The 16,391-nt window shown below is 69.7% G+C and carries 14 protein-coding genes; 6 read left to right on the top strand and 8 right to left on the bottom strand.

The annotated features are described in order from the left end of the window. The first annotated feature begins 158 nt into the window (after positions 1 to 158). Together F8566_RS26100 and F8566_RS26095 are read left to right on the top strand one after the other, a co-directional pair. Complete coding sequence (locus tag F8566_RS26100; RefSeq protein WP_151564341.1) at positions 159 to 1,157, top strand: NAD-dependent epimerase/dehydratase family protein; 999 nt, start codon at positions 159 to 161, stop codon at positions 1,155 to 1,157. 32 nt (positions 1,158 to 1,189) lie between these two features. Continuing rightward, entirely contained in the window at positions 1,190 to 2,260 is a 1,071-nt protein-coding gene (locus F8566_RS26095; protein WP_151564340.1) for a nucleotide disphospho-sugar-binding domain-containing protein, read from the top strand. Positions 2,261 to 2,336: 76 nt separating this feature from the next. Here the strand turns inward: F8566_RS26095 and rfbA are convergent, their stop codons facing one another. Beyond that, positions 2,337 to 3,287 carry a glucose-1-phosphate thymidylyltransferase RfbA gene (rfbA, locus tag F8566_RS26090; RefSeq protein WP_151564339.1) on the bottom strand — a complete coding sequence of 317 codons (951 nt, stop codon included), beginning with the start codon at positions 3,285 to 3,287 and terminating at the stop codon, positions 2,337 to 2,339. Positions 3,288 to 3,525: 238 nt separating this feature from the next. Between rfbA and F8566_RS26085 the strand changes: the two genes are divergently transcribed. From F8566_RS26085 to F8566_RS26075, 3 genes are read left to right on the top strand one after another with little or no spacing between them, the layout of a single operon-like run. Next, the gene (locus F8566_RS26085) at positions 3,526 to 4,635 is read left to right on the top strand and encodes a DegT/DnrJ/EryC1/StrS family aminotransferase (RefSeq protein ID WP_151564338.1); all 1,110 of its coding nucleotides are present in this window, start codon (positions 3,526 to 3,528) and stop codon (positions 4,633 to 4,635) included. Positions 4,636 to 4,693: 58 nt separating this feature from the next. Continuing rightward, positions 4,694 to 6,184 (top strand): NDP-hexose 2,3-dehydratase family protein, encoded by a 1,491-nt coding sequence (locus F8566_RS26080; RefSeq protein WP_151564337.1) that lies wholly within the window; start codon positions 4,694 to 4,696, stop codon positions 6,182 to 6,184. 29 nt (positions 6,185 to 6,213) lie between these two features. Next, complete coding sequence (locus F8566_RS26075) at positions 6,214 to 7,410, top strand: class I SAM-dependent methyltransferase (protein ID WP_151564336.1); 1,197 nt, start codon at positions 6,214 to 6,216, stop codon at positions 7,408 to 7,410. Positions 7,411 to 7,472: 62 nt separating this feature from the next. On the opposite strand, the gene F8566_RS26070 is transcribed toward F8566_RS26075, so the two are convergent. Beyond that, the gene (locus F8566_RS26070; protein ID WP_151564335.1) at positions 7,473 to 8,768 is read right to left on the bottom strand and encodes an activator-dependent family glycosyltransferase; all 1,296 of its coding nucleotides are present in this window, start codon (positions 8,766 to 8,768) and stop codon (positions 7,473 to 7,475) included. A gap of 112 nt (positions 8,769 to 8,880) precedes the next feature. Next, complete coding sequence (locus F8566_RS26065) at positions 8,881 to 10,101, bottom strand: FAD-dependent oxidoreductase (protein WP_151564334.1); 1,221 nt, start codon at positions 10,099 to 10,101, stop codon at positions 8,881 to 8,883. A 221-nt stretch (positions 10,102 to 10,322) separates the two neighbouring features. Here F8566_RS26065 and F8566_RS26060 point away from each other — a divergent pair, with 221 nt between their 5' ends. Next, on the top strand, positions 10,323 to 11,534 hold the full coding sequence (locus F8566_RS26060; RefSeq protein ID WP_151564333.1) for a cytochrome P450 family protein: 1,212 nt from the start codon (positions 10,323 to 10,325) through the stop codon (positions 11,532 to 11,534). Between the two features lie 64 nt (positions 11,535 to 11,598). On the opposite strand, the gene F8566_RS26055 is transcribed toward F8566_RS26060, so the two are convergent. The 5 genes from F8566_RS26055 to F8566_RS26035 are packed head-to-tail and all read right to left on the bottom strand — an operon-like array spanning position 11,599 to position 16,388. Then, positions 11,599 to 12,474: a proline iminopeptidase-family hydrolase gene (locus tag F8566_RS26055; protein WP_151564332.1), complete on the bottom strand. Its 876-nt coding sequence runs from the start codon at positions 12,472 to 12,474 to the stop codon at positions 11,599 to 11,601. Positions 12,475 to 12,482: 8 nt separating this feature from the next. Then, on the bottom strand, positions 12,483 to 13,259 hold the full coding sequence (locus F8566_RS26050) for a thioesterase II family protein (RefSeq protein ID WP_151564331.1): 777 nt from the start codon (positions 13,257 to 13,259) through the stop codon (positions 12,483 to 12,485). Further along, positions 13,256 to 13,462 (bottom strand): acyl-CoA carboxylase subunit epsilon, encoded by a 207-nt coding sequence (locus F8566_RS26045; protein ID WP_151564330.1) that lies wholly within the window; start codon positions 13,460 to 13,462, stop codon positions 13,256 to 13,258. Before F8566_RS26045 ends, F8566_RS26050 begins: the two co-directional genes overlap by 4 nt. Continuing rightward, a complete protein-coding gene (locus F8566_RS26040) occupies positions 13,459 to 14,982 on the bottom strand; it encodes an acyl-CoA carboxylase subunit beta (protein WP_225993539.1) in 1,524 nt (507 codons plus the stop codon). The genes F8566_RS26045 and F8566_RS26040 overlap by 4 nt, the downstream gene beginning before the upstream one ends. Positions 14,983 to 15,038: 56 nt before the next feature. Then, a complete protein-coding gene (locus F8566_RS26035) occupies positions 15,039 to 16,388 on the bottom strand; it encodes an activator-dependent family glycosyltransferase (RefSeq protein WP_151564328.1) in 1,350 nt (449 codons plus the stop codon). Between the last annotated feature and the right edge of the window lie 3 nt (positions 16,389 to 16,391).

Here is a 16,391-nt window from a genome sequence, read left to right as displayed (position 1 = left end):
CACGCTAGGAAGCTCTTCGTCCCGCCCCCACCCCTACGTCCCCTTAACCGGAGTTCACCGAGCCGAACAATTGACGATAAGGGCGCCTAGGGGTCGTCCCCGGCAATGCGCGGACCCTACGTTATCCACAGACCTTTCTATGATAAGAGGGGAACAACGTGCCAAACGGAAGCTGGGCCGGGAAAACCGTGGTCGTCACGGGCGGAGCCGGTTTCATCGGGTCTCACATCGTCGAGCAGCTGCTGGAGCGGGAGGCCTCGGTCATCTGCCTGTACCGCAGGGACCGCCGGGGGGTCCTGGCCCAGCTTCCCGACTCGTCGCGGCTGCGCACGGCCCAGCTCGACCTGCGGGACGAGGACGCCCTGTCCGCCGTCTTCGAGCTGGCCCGCGGCGGCGTCGACGCGTTCTTCCACTGCGCCGCGGTGTCGGGCAGCGTGGAATTCCGCCGCGACCATTCCGGGCAGATCCTCGACACCAACATGCGAGTCACCTCGAATGTGCTGAAGGTGGCGCGGACGCACGGAGTCCCGGACGTCGCCCTGCTGAGTTCCAGCGACATCTATCTCAATCCCGAGACCTATCCCATTCACGAGGACGACGACTTCACCCGGCAGATGAAATACGTACCGGACGGCTACTATTTGTCGAAGGTGTACGCGGAGATCCTCGCCGAGACGCACCGGATCGAGTACGGGACCAACATCTTCCTGCCCCGGCTGACGAGTGTGTACGGGCCGCGCGACAACTTCGAGCCCGACACCGACCGGGTGGTGCCGAGCATGTTCGCCAAGGTGATGGCCGGTCAGGAGATCGAGATCTGGGGCGACGGCAGCCAGACCCGGACCTACATGCACGTCACCGACCTGGTCCGCGCCGTGCTGCGGATGGTCGAGGTCGGCAAGCACCACGTGCTCAACATCGGCACCAGCGAGATCGTCACCGTGCACGACCTGGCGCGCCTGGTGTGCGAAGCGCTGGAAGAGCCCGAGCGCATCCGGTTCGACCCCGCCAGATCCGGTGGGCGGCCCAACCGGACCCTGGACGTCGGCCGCCTCTACGACGTCATCGACTTCGAGCCGCGCTCGCTGCGCGACGGGCTGCGCGACACCGTCGAGTGGTACCGGCGGCACCGCGTGCCCGCCCGTGCCGCGCGCTGACGATCCGCTGAACACCCGGTTGGAGACTTTCCATGCGTGTCCTCATCACCGCCTCCCCGATCCCCGACCACCTGCACAATCTGGTGCCGCTCGCCTGGGCGGCACGGACCGCGGGGCACGAGGTCTGCGTCGCGGGCCGCCCCGAGCTGGCAGAGGTCACCAAGAACTCCGGCCTGACCTCGGTCTCCGTTCCGGCCGGCGAGGGTTCGTCCGGCATTCCGGACCTCTCGGAGGGTGACCCCGCGGCGCTCGCCGCCTACGTGGCCGCCATCGACCCGGTGCTCGTGGACGGCCTCGTCGAATACGGGCGGGCCTGGAAGCCCGACCTGGTGCTGTGGGACGCCCGCAGTCACGCCGGTGCGCTGCTGGCGCGCACCGTCGGCGCCGCACACGTGCGGGTCCTCGCCGAACCCGACCACCTGGCGCGCTTCCCGGACCCCGGCCCGCTCGCCGCCCGCCTGGCCGAGCTGGCCGGCGACCACGAGCACGGCGACGACCTCCTCTTCGGTCAGGCAACGATCGATCCGCTGCCGGAATGGCTGCGGGTGCCGTCCGGCCTCGACCGGCGCCCGATGCGGCACGTGCCGCACCACGGGCAGACCGTCATCCCGAGCTGGCTGCGCCGGACGCCGCGCCGCCCTCGCGTGTGCCTGGTCCCGGGACCGGATCAGCCCGTGGCGGAGGTGCTGGGTGCTCTCGCGGACCTGAACGTCGAGGTGATCGCCGAGCTGCCCGCCGACCGCGTTCCGGCCGGCGTCGACCTGCCCGACAATGTGCGGATCTTCGACTCGCTGCCGCTGGACCCGCTGCTGCCGAGCTGTGCGGTGATCGTCCACGACGGCCGTATCTCCACGCTGAACGCCGCCGTCGTGCACGGCGTCCCGCAGCTGGTGACAGGCGGCTCGTCCTGGGTGACCGAGCGGCTGGAGGAGCAGTCCGCCGGCCTGGCCGGCACCGCGGGCACGCTGGCCGGGGATCTCGCCCGGCTCCTGGACGATCCGGCGCTGCGCGACGGTGCCGAAAGGGCGCAGAAGGAAATGTTGTCCGCGCCGAGCCCGCACGACATCGTTCCTGGCCTGGAAAAGCTCGCCGCCCGCCGCTGACACGATCGAACCGGAAACGCAATAAAAGTGCCGCCTCCCGGAATCCGGGAGGCGGCGTACGGCTTTCGGAATGGCCTCAGGCCAGGGACTCCGACGGCACGAATCCCTCCACAACGAGTTCGTTGGCCGCGAGTTCCTCGTCGGCGAACCGCTGCAGTTCTATTTCCTGGGCGATGTCCATGACATACCGGCCATAGGCCGACTTCTCGATGGCGGCGCCCAGCCCGTAACAGGCATCGGCGTCGATGAAGCCCATCCGCAGCGCGATCTCTTCGATGCAGGCGATCCTCACCCCCTGGCGCTCTTCGAGGGTGCGGACGTACAGGCCCGCCTGGAGCAGCGATTCGGGGGTTCCGGTGTCGAGCCACGCGAAACCGCGGCCGAGGTCGACCATCCGGGCCCGGCCGCGTTCCATGTAGACCCGGTTGACATCGGTGATCTCCAGCTCGCCGCGGGCGGAGGGCCGGATGTTCTTGGCGATGTCGACGACGTCGTTGTCGTACAGGTACAGGCCCGTGACGGCCCGGTTGGACCGGGGGCGCAGGGGTTTCTCCTCCAGCGACACCAGGCGGCCCGTGGCGTCCACCTCGGCCACGCCGTAGCGCTCGGGGTCCTTGACCGGATAGCCGAACAGGACACATCCCCGCACGTCACGGACGTTATCCGCGAGCAGCGGCTGGAAGGCCGGCCCGTGGAAGATGTTGTCGCCCAGGACCAGGGCGGCGGTGTCGTCGCCGACATGGTCGGCACCGATGATGAACGCCTCGGCGAGACCGTTCGGGTGCTCCTGCTCGGCGTAGTCGATCCGCAGACCCAGATGCGACCCGTCGCCGAGCAGGCGCTGGAACTGCGGCAGGTCCACCGACCGGGCGATGAGGAGGATCTCGGTGATGCCGCCCAGCATCAGCACCGACAGCGGATAGTAGATCATCGGCTTGTCGCCGATCGGGAGCAGCTGCTTGGAAACGGAAATGGTCACGGGATTGAGCCGTGTACCGCTGCCCCCCGCGAGAATGATGCCCTTCATCTGATCCCATCCTCGTAACGGATGCCATGGATAAGGCCAAAGATAACCGACGCTAACCCCGATTCCGCGAACCCGTCATGGATTGCCGAAAGGTCTGGGGTACGGCCCCGGGCGCTGGGGCAATTAGGGGTTGCCGCACACTCCCCCGCGACATTGAATTCCGATTGGACTCTTAAATAGGGCAACGACCAGTCTTCCCTTTGGCCAGCGTGCCGTGTCGTGCAGGAGGTAGCCCGCCGTGACCACTTATGTGTGGAACTACACAGCGGAGTACGAGAAGGAACGGGACGACATCCTCGATGCCGTCGACAAGGTGTTCGGCTCCGGGAAACTGGTGCTGGGCGACAGCGTGGCAGGATTCGAGCGGGAGTTCGCCGGCCACCACGGGCTCGGCCACTGCGTCGGCGTCGACAACGGCACCAACGCGGTGAAGCTCGGGCTGCAGGCCCTCGGCGTCGGCCCCGGCGACGAGGTCATCACCGTCTCCAACACCGCCGCGCCCACGGTCCTCGCCATCGACGGCGCCGGCGCCACACCCGTCTTCGTCGACGTGCGCGCCGAGGACTATCTGATGGACGTCGGGCAGGTCGAGGCGGCCATCACTCCGCGGACCAAGTGCCTGCTGCCAGTCCACCTGTACGGGCAGTGCGTCGACATGGCGCCACTGGAGCGGCTCGCCGCCGAGCACGGCCTGAAGATCCTGGAGGACTGCGCGCAGGCGCACTCCGCGACGCACCACGGCCGGCTCGCCGGGACGATGAGCGACGCCGCCGCGTTCTCGTTCTACCCCACCAAGGTGCTCGGCGCCTACGGGGACGGCGGCGCGGTCGTCACCGACGATCCCGAGGTCGACGCGGCGCTGCGCCGGCTGCGGTACTACGGCATGGAGAAGGTCTACTACGTCGTCCAGACGCCCGGCCACAACAGCCGCCTCGACGAGGTCCACGCCGAGATCCTGCGCCGCAAGCTCACGCGGCTGGACGGCTACGTCGAGGGCCGCCGCGCGGTGGCGCGCCGGTACGAGGAGGGCCTGGGCGACACCGGGCTGGTCCTTCCGGCGACCAATCCGGGCAACGAGCACGTCTACTACGTCTACGTCGTCCGCCACCCCGAGCGCGATCGCATCATCGAGGCGCTCAAGGGCTACGACATCTCCCTCAACATCAGCTATCCGTGGCCGGTCCACACGATGACCGGCTTCAGCCATCTCGGGTACGCGGAGGGCTCGCTGCCGGTCACCGAGGCGCTGGCCAAGGAGATCTTCTCGCTGCCCATGTACCCGTCCCTGTCCGAGGACGTCCAGGACAAGGTGATCTACGCCGTCCGCGAAGTCCTGCGGACGCTGTGACCGTGAGCCAGCGCGGTCCGGCGCCCGAGGCGCCGCGCGGCGGCCGAGGAGCCCCACGATGACCCACCTTTCCGCCCCTCGCCGGACGGTCCCGGCCCGCCCGGCGGGCCTGGACGACCGATGGATCTCCGAGAAGATCGCGAGGTCCGTCCTGACCCCGGACAGCCCGCTCATGCCGATGCGGGACTTCCACGGCTGGCTGGCCGAATTCGGGAACCGGTCGTCCACGCACGTCACCCGGATCCCGCTGAACGACCTGGACGGCTGGCACATCGATCCGCTGACCGGCAACATCGGCCACGACAGCGGCAAGTTCTTCACCGTGGAGGGCGTGGCGGCGCACGTGCCCGGGCACGCCGTGCCGCGCTGGACCCAGCCGATCATCATCCAGGCGGAGATCGGGATCCTCGGCATCCTGGTCAAGGAGTTCGACGGCGTGCTGCACTGCCTGATGCAGGCCAAGGTCGAGCCCGGCAACGCCAACGGGCTGCAGATCTCGCCGACCGTGCAGGCCACCCGCAGCAACTACGAGGGGGTGCACCGGGGCCGGGGCGTGCCGTACCTGGAGTACTTCCGCGATCCCTCCCGGCACCTGCTGATCACCGATGTGCGCCAGTCGGAGCAGGGCTCGTGGTTCCTGCGCAAGCACAACCGCAACATGGTCGTCGCGGTCACCGACGACGTCGAGTTGCTCGACGGCTTCTGCTGGCTGACGCTCGGCCAGCTGCACAGGCTGCTCGCGCTGGAGAACGTCGTCAACATGGACGCCCGCACGGTCCTGTCGTGCCTGCCGTTCGACGGCGCCCACCTGCTGCAGACGATGCGGCCGGGCGGCGACCCCTTCCGGCTGGCGCTGGCGCGCTCCTGCGCGTCGGCGCACGGCAGCGTCCACTCGACCGGCGAGCTGCTGCGCTGGATCACCGACTACCGCAGCAACGCCGACGTCACCGTCAGCCGGATCCCGCTCAACCGGGTGGAACGCTGGCACCGCGGCGAGTACTCCATCGCACACGACACCGGCCGGTTCTTCGAGGTCATCGCCGTGGACATCCAGGCGTCGGGCCGCGAGGTGCGGCGCTGGTCCCAGCCGATGATCGAGCCGTCCGAGAACGGCATCGTCGCACTGCTCACCCGCCGGATCGACGGCGTCCTGCACGTCCTGCTGCATCTGCGGCCCGAGCCGGGCTGCCGCGACACCGCCGAGCTGGCCCCGACGGTCGACGTCGCACCGACCAACTACGACGCGCTTCCCGGCCAGGCTCGCCCGCCGTTCCTGGACGCGGTCCTGTCCGCGCCGCCGGAACGCATCCGCTACGACGTCACGCTCTCGGAGGAGGGCGGGCGTTTCCACCATGCCGCCAGCCGCTATCTCATCGTGGAGGCCGACGAGGCCGGCACCGCAGCCGAGACCGAGGCCGAGCATCCCGGTTTCCGCTGGATCGCGGTCCACCAGCTGGTGGATCTGCTACGGCACAGCCACTACGTCAACATCCAGGCGCGCAGCCTGGTGGCCTGCCTGCACAGCCTGTCCGCCCCGCCCGCCGCCTGATCCCCACGACTTCCGGAGTATGCCTGCTCATGTCGAACTGCCGGGTCTGCCGCGCCCCCGTCCACGAGTTCTTCGACTTCGGCCGCCACCCCCTGTCGCAGGCGTTCATCACGCCTGAGCAGGTCGGCGACGAGTTCTTCTACCGGCTGGCCATCGGCGCCTGCGAGTCGTGCGGCATGGTGCAGCTGCTGGAGGAGATCCCGCCGGAGCAGCTCTTCCACAAGGGCTACCCCTACCACTCGTCCAACTCCACGGTGATGCGCGCGCACTTCGAGGAGACCGCGCGCCGTTTCCTCGCCGACCGGCTGACCGGTCCCGACCCGTTCATGGTGGAGATCGGCTGCAACGACGGCGTCACGCTGCAGACCGTGCGCGACGCGGGCGTCCGCCATCTGGCCTTCGAACCGACCGGCGTCGGCGGGGTGCGCACGCACGGCGCGTTCTTCGACGCCGAGTCCGCCGCCGAGGTCAGGGCCTCGGACGGTCCCGCCGACGTCATCTACGCCGCCAACACCATCTGCGACATCCCCGACATCGGAGCCGTCATCGCGGGGGCCGACGCGCTGCTCTCGCCACAGGGGGTGCTGGTCTTCGAGGACCCCTACTTCGGCGAGATCATCGGCCGGACCAGCTTCGACCAGATCTACGACGAGCACTTCTACTTCTTCACGGTCGGCTCGGTGCGGAGCATGGCCCGGCACTTCGGCTTCGAGCTCCTGGACGCCGAATGGCTTCCCGTGCACGGCGGTCAGATCCGCTACACGCTCGGCCGCGCCGGAAGCGCTCCAGTGACCCCGGCCGTGGCGAGGCTCCTCGCCGCCGAGGAGAACGACCGGCTGACCGATCCTTCGACGCTCGCCGCGTTCGCGGACCGCGTCACCCGGATCCGGACCGACCTGCGGGAGCTGCTGGAGAGGCTCGCCGCCGACGGCAAGCGCGTCGCCGGCTATGGGGCCACCGCCAAGAGCTCAACGGTCACCAACTACTGCGGCATCGGCCCGGACCTGGTCCCGTTCGTCTGCGACACCACCCCGTCCAAGCACGGCAAGGTGACTCCCGGCGCCCACATTCCGGTGCGCCCACCGGCGGCGTTCAGCGACGACTACCCCGACTACGCGCTGCTGTTCGCCTGGAACCACGCCGAAGAGATCATGGCCAAGGAGGAGGCGTTCCGCGCTGCCGGCGGCAAGTGGATCATCTACGTCCCCGAGGTCCACATCGTCTGACCACACACGAGCGAAGACCCGGCCACCGGAAGGTGGCCGGGTCTTGTGCCGTGTGGGCCGGTCTAGCGGTCTCCGGCGGCCAGCCGTTCCAGGTCGCGGGCCAGGTCGCGCGGGCTGGGCGTCGCCTCGATCTCCTCGCGGATCAACGCGGAGTTCGCGCGGAACGACGGTTCATCCAGGACGCGGGCGAGCATCGTGCGCAGCCCGTCCAGGTCGAGGCCGCTGCGCAGGCCCTCGCCCGCCTTCTGCCGGTAGTCGAGCATCAGCCCGGCGCCGCGGCCCTCCAGGGCCTGGCCGAAACCGACCTCGTCCCAGTAGTGGCCAGGCGCGATGATGTTGGGAACGCCGTGCACCATCGCGTTCCCCAGCGTGCCGAACCCGCCGTGATGGATGATCGCCGAGCAGCTCGGCAGCAGGTCGTTCAGCGGCACGAAGTCCACGACCCGCACGTTGGCGGGCAGCACCGGCATCTCGGCGATCTGCTCGGAGTTGAGGGTGGCGACCAGTTCGATGTCGAGCTCGGCCACGGCCTCCAGCATGTCGGCGACCGAGAACAGGTCGCCGCCGAGGGACTCGCGCGCCGTCATGCCGAGCGTGAGGCAGACCCGCGGCTTCTCCGGCCGCACGCGCACCCACTCCGGAACGTCGCTGGGCCCGTTGTAGGGCACGTATCGCATTCGCCGGAACGGCAGGTCCAGCGGGAACTGCATGAACGAGGGGGTCGGGTCGATCGTCCACTGCCCCGTCATCATCTCGGTGGCCAGCCCGGGCTCGTACGCGGTATCGAACCGGGCCAGCCGGCCGGCCAGCCAGTCGCCGATCGGGTCGTCACGGCGTTCCGGCGGCTGCTCGGCCAGCAGCCGGGCGTAGTCGCAGTACATCCGCCCGATGTAGTCGATGCCGAACAACATCCGGGCCTGCGCCGCGCCGCTCACCTGGGCCGCGACCGGCCCGGCGAACGTGAGCGCGTCCCAGACCACCAGATCGGGCCGCCAGTCGCGGGCGAACCCCGCCAGGTCGTCCAGCATCGACCGGCCACCGGTCGCGTGCTCGTAGTGCATCGAGCAGGCGATGGTGAACGTTCCGAGCACGTAGTCCCACGTCAGAACCTCGGGGCGGGTCTCGGTCACGCCCGCGTTGAGGTCCCGCCACGATGTGCCGCTGGTGGCCTCGTCCCGGGGCGTGTCGGCCTCGTCCCCCACCGGAACGGCGGTGAGGCCGGTCCGCGTGATCGCGGGGACCAGCGCCGGCTCGCTCGCGACCCGCACGTCATGGCCCGCGGCGCGCAGCGCCCAGGCCAGCGGCACCATGTTGTAGAAATGCGTCTTCGCCGCGTACACGGCGAAAAGTACGCGCATGGCAGGCCTCCCGGCATCGAAGCGACAACTGCACCGCACGCGGGCACCGCAGGGGATCACCGCACGCGAAAGGCGCCGCCGCCGATTCCCGACGGCGGCGTTTCCGCGTCCGCTATCCCCCGGCGCCGACGCTCTCGCGTCCGACGGGGGTCTCCCACTTGATGCGGTGGTCGTAGAGCCATCGCATGCTCTCGTGCCCCCGTTCGGCGGCCTTCTGGTTGAACGCGAACCGCGCGAACACGTCGCGTCCCGTCCGGCGCACCTGGTTGCGGACCTCCAGCATCCGCCCGCAGTCCTTGCCGAACTCCACGATCTTCTCGACCCTCGGCCGCCGGATCTCCTCGTACTTGTCGAAGGCCGCGGCGATGTCGGGGATGTCGCGCAGGCACTTGGCCAGCACCAGCGAGTCCTCGATCGCCATCGAGACGCCCTGTCCCGCCGACGGCGAGACCGCGTGGCACGCGTCGCCGATGATGATCATTCGCCCGTTGTGCCACTTCGGCACGTGCGGGATGTCCTGGATCGGGCGCGGCGGCCAGATCGCCTCGGTGGCGTTGATGATGTCGACCGCCGCGCTGCGGTCCACGCCGAACAGGTCGGTCAGGGTCTTCCGCCACGCCTCCGGCGTGATCTCCGACAGCTCCTGCGGCGTGGGCTCATGCGGCCGGGTGACCGTGGCGTACCACCAGATGCGCCCGTCATGGTCGGGGATGTAGCAGAAGAAGCTCCGCCGGCCCAGGTACATGAACTCGGTCCCGGCCTGGCTGGGCGGGTTGATCCCGGTCGCGTAGCCGCCGGTGGTCCACAGCCCGCCGTAGCGGAACGTCAGCTCCTGCGGATCGATGAGCTTGCGGGTGACCGAGTGCAGGCCGTCGGCGCCGACGAGCAGGTCACCGCGCGCGCTGCTCCCGTCGGAGAAGTACGCCGTGACCCCGTCGTTCTCGATCTTGGCGTCGACCAGCTTCTTGCCGAAGTTGAGTTCGATGCCCCGGTCGATCGCCTCGTCCCGGAGTGCCTTGTAAAGGTCGGAACGCGTGATCGCGTGCGCGGCGGTGCCGTCCTCCAGCGGATCGCCGTTCAGCACCTGGCACAGCTGCTTGCCGTTGCCGAGATGGAACCGGTAACGCGGAATGTCGAATCCCGGCTTCAGGTGCCCCACGCCCAGCTCGAGAAGGGCGCTGTAACCGTTCACGGCGAGGACGAGATTCTGGCCGATCCCATCCGCGCCGCGGTCGTACGCCTCGTAGAGAATGGGTTCGATCCCGGCCTTCTGCAGCGCAATCGCGCTCGCCGGCCCGGCGACGCCCCCACCGATAACCAAGGCTGTGGTCATGGCCTTTCCACCGTCCTGTCGGTACGCAGCCACTGCTCATTTTCTCGGGTCGATGACAGGCCCAGATTCACACGCCGACCCCTTGTCCCACAGCCCCTAAAGACCCCCTGTCCATACGCGGCCCATACGCGGCGAATCAGGGGTGCCGCAGTTCTTCGGCGGCCGCTAGAAAAAGGGTTGGGGCATTCTAGGTGCGCCCCATTTGGAGAGGGGACTCCCAGATGACCAAACATCAGATAGATCCGCGGCTGTGCACGGAGAGCGACCTCGCCCGGCACCTGCTGGCCGCCCGCGGCACCCAATGGATGCGCGGCAACCGCGGTGACGCTTACGCGCTGATCCTTCGCGACCAGGGCGTCGAACCGCGCCGGCTCTTCCCTGGAATGCGGGGCCGCCCCGCGCTCCGCCAGAGCCAGTCCGACGTCTGGGTGACCGCCTGCCACGCCGCCGGGACCGAGATCCTCGCCGACCCGGCCCTCGCTCTCGCCGAGAAGGCCCGGACGACCCGTTCGAGGAGGGCCGGCGGCCGAGGCGGGACACGCCAGCGCATCTTCGGCATCGAGGCCACCGCCACCCTGAAGCACGTCCTGACCGTGGACGACTCTCTCCTGGCCATGGACGGCCCCGGCTACACCGGCCTGCCCCAGCCCACGTTCCACGACCCCGTCGCGGTCTTCTCCCGCGTCCTCGGCGAGGCGGGCGACGGCTTCGACCTGATGACGGACTTCGCCCGTCCGGCCACCGTCGACGCTCTGGCAGACGCCTACGCGCTGCCCGCCGAAATCCGGGCCGGTGCCCTCCCCCTGTGCGCCGAGGCGTCCGGGCTCCTGGACGCCCTGCTCTGCCCGCCCACACTGGGCATGACACAGCGGATGATCAAGGCTTTCGACGGACTCCGCTCCCTCCTGGAGCACGAGGACGGCGACGAGTTCAAGGCCCGGACGATCGCCTTCACCGTCGGGGTGGACATCACCGCGAATCTCATCTGCGGCGCCGTCCTGGCGCTCCTCGACCATCCGGCCCAGTGGCGGGCCCTCCACGAGGACGTCTCCCTGGCCGCCGACGCCGTCGAGGAGACCCTCCGCCATGTGCCCCCGGTCCGCCTGGAGAGCCGGATCGCCACCCGGGACCTGACCGTCGCCGGGCAGCCCGTCGAGGCCGGCGACCAGCTGGTCGTCCTCGTCGACGCCGCCAACCACGATCCCGATGTCTTCCACGACCCAGATACCTTCGACATCACCCGCGAGCGGAAGCCTCACCTGTCACTGGCCGGGCACTCCCCGGCCGCCTTCGCCGCCCCGGCCGCCCGCCGGCTGGCCGCGGCGGCGCTGGAGGCCCTCAGCGGCACGGACCTTCGCCGCGACGGCGAGACGGTCCGCCGCATGAGGTCACCCGTCACCCAGGCTCTGACCCGCGTGCCGGTGAGCCGCTGATCATCGCCCGGAACGCCTGATCATCACCCGGAACGCCGGTGCCCGTCCAGACGGGCACCGGCGTTCAGATGAGCGACGTGAGGTGGTCGAGGACGACCTTCTGGAAGAGCTCGGGCTCCTCCAGATGGGGTGTGTGGCTGGAGTCCTCGAAGATCTCCCAGCGGGCGTCCGGGATGCGGTCCTGGAAGGGCTGGACGGTCACCGGAGTGGCCTCGTCATGGCGACCGGACAGGATCAGGGTGGGCGCCATGACCTTGGGGCACAGGTCGATGACCGACCAGTCCTTCAACGTCCCGATGACGTGGAACTCGCTGGGGCCGTTCATGGTGAAGTAGACCGTGGGGTCGTTGTAGACCTCGTAGAACGACGCCAAATAGTCGCGGGGCCAGGGCTTGAGGCGGCAGACGTGCTTCTCGTAGAACACCTTGAGCGCCGCGAAATACTCGTCGCTGTCGGTCGTGCCGGCCTTCTCGTGCCTGCGGAGGGTCTCGTCGACGCCCGGAGGCAGATCCGCGCGCAGGACGTCCATCTCCTGAAGCCACAGCTGGTAGGAGGCCGGGGAATTGGCGATGATGAGACCGCGCAGCCCGGGCGGATTCCCTGCGGCGTGGGCTGTTGCCAGCATGCCGCCCCAGGAGTGGCCGAAGAGGACGTAGTCGGTGATCTCAAGGCGGGCCAGGAGGTTGTCCAGTTCGGCCAGGAAGAGCGGCACGGTCCAGAAGTCGGCGCCCCGGTCGCGCAGGTGGCTGGAGCCGCCGTTGCCCAGCTGGTCGTAGTGGACGACGGGCCAGCCGTGGTCGGCGAAGACCTTGAGGTTGGCCAGGTAGTCGTGGGTGCTGCCCGGTCCTCCGTGGAGGACGACGAGGGCGGGTCTGCCCGAGTCCAGGTCGCCGGTGACGCGGTACCAGGTCTGGAGGGGGCCGAACGGGATCGTGGGCATGCCGCCTCCTAGGTGATGGGCTCGGTGATGGGCTTAGCGATGGGCTCGGAGATGTGGTCGGTGATGGTCTTCATGACTGCCGGGGCGTGGTCGTTCAGGTAGAAGTGCTCGCCCGGGAACACCTTGAGGTCGAACGGCCCGGTGGTGTGGTCGCGCCAGCCGCTCGCCTCGTCGACCGTCACGTGCGGGTCGGCGTCTCCGACCAGGGCGATGACGGGGCAGCCGACCGTGGAGCCGGGAACGCAGCGGTAGGTCTCGGCGGCCCGGTAGTCGGCCCGGACCGCAGGGAGGATCATCCGGCGCAGGTCCGGGTCGTGGAGGACCTGGGCGTCGGTGCCGTCGAGGCGGAGGAGTTCGGCGACGATGCCGTCGTCGTCGGCTCGATGCACGCGTTCGTCGCGGTGGCGGGACGGCGCGCGGCGACCGGAGGCGAACAGGCCCAGGGGCGCGTGGCCACCGGCTTCGAGGCGCCGGGCCACCTCGTAGGCGATGGTGGCGCCCATGCTGTGGCCGAAGAGTGAGACGGGACGATCCAGCCACGGGTGCAGCGCCTCGATGACGAGGTCGGCCATCTCGAAGAGGTCCTCGACGCACGCCTCGAAGCGGCAGTCCTGGCGGCCCGGGTACTGGATGGCGAGGACGTCCACGTCCGGGGAGAGCGTCCGGGACACCGGGTGAAAGTACGTGGCCGATCCTCCCGCGTGCGGGAAGCAGATCAGCCGCGTGGCGGCATCGTCCGCCGGATGGAAGCGGCGGACCCAGGCGGAGGTGGTCAGGGTTGTCATCGGGGTGTTGCTCCATTCCTCATGGAAGTCCAGGCGCCCGGAGCGCGGTATCCCCGGCCCCAGTTCGCCGGGCGCGGTGAGACGGTCTCTCGGGCCCGGGCCCGGGTCCGGGTCAGGGTCCGGCGGCTCAGGGCCACGAGCACGGCGGTGACGGCGGCGAGTTCCTCGGCGTTCGGCGACCCGCGGACGACCGTGATGTTCATGCCGGCGGGTTGCCGTGCTTGCGGGACGGGAGGGCCGCGTGCTTGGCACGGAGGGTGGCCAGAGCGTCGATGAGGATGGCGCGGGTGTCGGCCGGGTCGATGACGTCGTCCACCAGGCCGCGTTCGGCCGCGTAGTAGGGGTGCATCAGCTCCTGCCGGTACTCCTTGATCCGCTGTGCGCGGGCGGCCTCGGGGTCGGGGGCGGCGGCGATCTCACGGCGGAAGACGATGTTGGCCGCGCCCTCGGCGCCCATGACGGCGATCTCGTTGGTGGGCCACGCGAAGGACAGGTCGCAGCCGATCGAACGGGAGTCCATGACGATGTAGGCCCCGCCGTAGGCCTTCCGGAGGATGACCTGGACGCGGGGCACGGTGGCGTTGCAGTAGGCGTAGAGGAGCTTGGCGCCGTGCCGGATGATGCCGTCGTGCTCCTGCCCTGTGCCGGGCAGGAAACCGGGCACGTCGACGAGGGTGACCAGCGGGATGCTGAAGGCGTCGCAGGTCTGGACGAAGCGCGCCGCCTTCTCGGACGCGTGGATGTCAAGGACCCCGGCCTGTGACGCGGGCTGGTTCGCGATGATGCCGGCGACCTCGCCGCCGAGCCGGGCGAACGCGCAGATGATGTTGGTGGCCCACCTCTCGTGCAGCTCGAAGAAGTCGCCGTCGTCCACGATCTCGCCGATGACCGCGCGCATGTCGTACGACTGGTTGGGCTGCGCGGGGACGAGGTCCAGCAGCACGTCGTTGCGGCGGTCGGGCGGGTCGGCGGTCGCGGCGCCCGGCGGGAGCTCACGGTTGTTGGACGGCAGGAGCGACAGGAGGTAGCGGACCTCCTCGAAGCACTCGTGCTCGTTGTCGCACACCACCGTGGCCACTCCGGAGACGGCGGCGTGCACGTCGGCGCCGCCGAGGCCCTCGTGGGTGATCTCCTCGCCGGTCACGGCCCGGACCACGTCGGGACCGGTCACGTACATCTGGGCGATGCCTCGCACCATGAACACGAAGTCGGTCAGGGCCGGCGAGTAGGCGGCGCCGCCCGCGCACGGGCCGAGCACGATGCTGATCTGCGGGATGACGCCGGAGGCACGCACGTTGCGGCGGAAGATGCCACCGTAGCCCGCCAGCGCCGTCACGCCCTCCTGGATGCGGGCGCCCGCTCCGTCGTTCAGGCTGACCAGGGGCGCGCCGGCGGACTCGGCGAGGTCCATCAGCTTGTGGATCTTGGCGGCGTGGGCCTCGCCGAGCGAGCCGCCGAAGATGCCGAAGTCGTGCGCGTAGGCGAACACCTCGCGGCCGTGGACCCGGCCCCAGCCGGTGACCACGCCGTCGGTGAAGGGACGCCGGTCCTCCAGGCCGAATCCGGTGGCGCGGTGCCGGCGGAGCCCCTCGATCTCGCGGAAGGTCCCGCGATCGAAGAGGAGTTCCAGGCGCTCGCGGACCGTGAGCTTGCCGCGGGCATGCTGGGCTTCGGCGGACGGGCCGCGCGCCACCTCCTCCTTGAGGAGCAGCAGCTCGGTCACCTTGGCCACGTGCGTTTCGGTGTGAGCGGTGTCTTCCGTGCAAGCCGTGTCTACCGTCAACTCTGGTTCCCCTGTCGGTTCTGGTGGTGAGCGGTCAGCCGTGCGATCTCCGGAACGACCTCGTACGGGGTCGGGACGGCCCGCAGCTCGCTGCGCACACCGGTGGCGGCGACGGCGAACGAGGGCTCGGCGAGCAGGCGGGCGACACCGTCGCGCAGCGCCGCCGGCGTGGCCTCGGACGGGTCGATGAGGATTCCGGCGCCGCGCTCGTCCAGCAGCCGGCCGAGCGCCTCCTCGTCCCACCACGGCGCGGGGATCGTGATGCTCGGCACGCCGTGGTTGACGACGTTGCCGACGGTGCCGAAGCCGCCGTGGTGGACGATCGCGGCGCAGCTCGGCAGCAGCTCGTTCAGCGGGACGAAATCGACCGCGCGCACGTTAGCCGGCAGGTCGGGAACGGCGGCGCGCTGCTCGGCGGTGAGGGTGGCGACCAGCTCGACGTCCAGCGAGGCCAGCGCGGTGAGAATGTCGCCGATCGCGACCTCGGCGCTGGTGTCGGCGCTGGTATCGGGGCTGATGGCGACCTTGTCGCGGCCCACCAGCTCACGGCCGGACAGGCCGAGCGAGAAGCAGACCCGCGGGCGTTCCGGTGTCTCGTGCACCCAGGAGGGCACCGAGGCCGAGCCGTTGAACGGCAGGTAGCGGACGGGCAGGTGCGGGATCTCCAGCGGGAGCTGCATCCAGCCGGGCGTCGGGTCGATGGTCCACTGGCCGGTCATCAGCTCGGTGACCATGTCCGGCTCGAACGGCAGACCGTAGCGGGCCAGGCGGCCGGTGAGCCAGTCCGAGACCGGGTCGTCGCGTGTCTCGGGCGGCTGCTCGGCCAGAAGACGACGGTAGGTGGCGAGCATCCTGGACAGGTAGTCGATGCCGAAGAGCGTGCGCGCGTGCGCGGCGCCGCACGCCCTGGCGGCGATCGGGCCCGCGAACGTGAGCGCGTCCCAGACCACCAGGTCCGGCTGCCAGTACCGGGCGAAATCGACCAGGTCGTCGACCATCGACACGCCCGTGACGTGCTCGTACTCCATGGAGCAGGCAATGGTGAACGTGCCCAGCACGTAGTTCCAGGTGAGCTTGTCGGGCCGGGTCTCGGTGACACCGCTGAGGCGCTGCCACCCGCCGCCGCCCGCCGGGCCGTCGTCCCCGGGCGACGCCTGGAACGAGCCCGCCAGGTCGAGCGGATCGCCGACCGGGACGGCGGTGAGGCCGACCCGGGTGATCGCCGGGACGAGGTCCGGCTGGCTGGCGACGACGACCTCGTGCCCGGCGGCGCGCAGCGCCCACGCCATCGGGACGAGGTTGTAGAAGTGCGGCTTGGCCGCGTACACAGTGAACAGGACGCGCATCGC

This window comes from Actinomadura rudentiformis, assembly GCF_008923185.1.
GTDB lineage: Bacteria > Actinomycetota > Actinomycetes > Streptosporangiales > Streptosporangiaceae > Spirillospora > Spirillospora rudentiformis.
This window is presented reverse-complemented; position numbering and strand designations above follow the sequence as displayed.

Excerpts from the sequence above, each read along its gene's own strand:
- F8566_RS26060 (WP_151564333.1), top strand. The coding sequence starts at position 10,323 with ATGACCAAACATCAGATAGATCCGCGGCTGTGCACGGAGAGCGACCTC.
- F8566_RS26035 (WP_151564328.1), bottom strand. The coding sequence starts at position 16,388 with ATGCGCGTCCTGTTCACTGTGTACGCGGCCAAGCCGCACTTCTACAAC.
- F8566_RS26075 (WP_151564336.1), top strand. The coding sequence starts at position 6,214 with ATGTCGAACTGCCGGGTCTGCCGCGCCCCCGTCCACGAGTTCTTCGAC.
- F8566_RS26055 (WP_151564332.1), bottom strand. The coding sequence starts at position 12,474 with ATGCCCACGATCCCGTTCGGCCCCCTCCAGACCTGGTACCGCGTCACC.
- F8566_RS26050 (WP_151564331.1), bottom strand. The coding sequence starts at position 13,259 with ATGACAACCCTGACCACCTCCGCCTGGGTCCGCCGCTTCCATCCGGCG.
- F8566_RS26045 (WP_151564330.1), bottom strand. The coding sequence starts at position 13,462 with ATGAACATCACGGTCGTCCGCGGGTCGCCGAACGCCGAGGAACTCGCC.
- F8566_RS26070 (WP_151564335.1), bottom strand. The coding sequence starts at position 8,768 with ATGCGCGTACTTTTCGCCGTGTACGCGGCGAAGACGCATTTCTACAAC.
- F8566_RS26095 (WP_151564340.1), top strand. The coding sequence starts at position 1,190 with ATGCGTGTCCTCATCACCGCCTCCCCGATCCCCGACCACCTGCACAAT.
- F8566_RS26080 (WP_151564337.1), top strand. The coding sequence starts at position 4,694 with ATGACCCACCTTTCCGCCCCTCGCCGGACGGTCCCGGCCCGCCCGGCG.
- rfbA (WP_151564339.1), bottom strand. The coding sequence starts at position 3,287 with ATGAAGGGCATCATTCTCGCGGGGGGCAGCGGTACACGGCTCAATCCC.
- F8566_RS26065 (WP_151564334.1), bottom strand. The coding sequence starts at position 10,101 with ATGACCACAGCCTTGGTTATCGGTGGGGGCGTCGCCGGGCCGGCGAGC.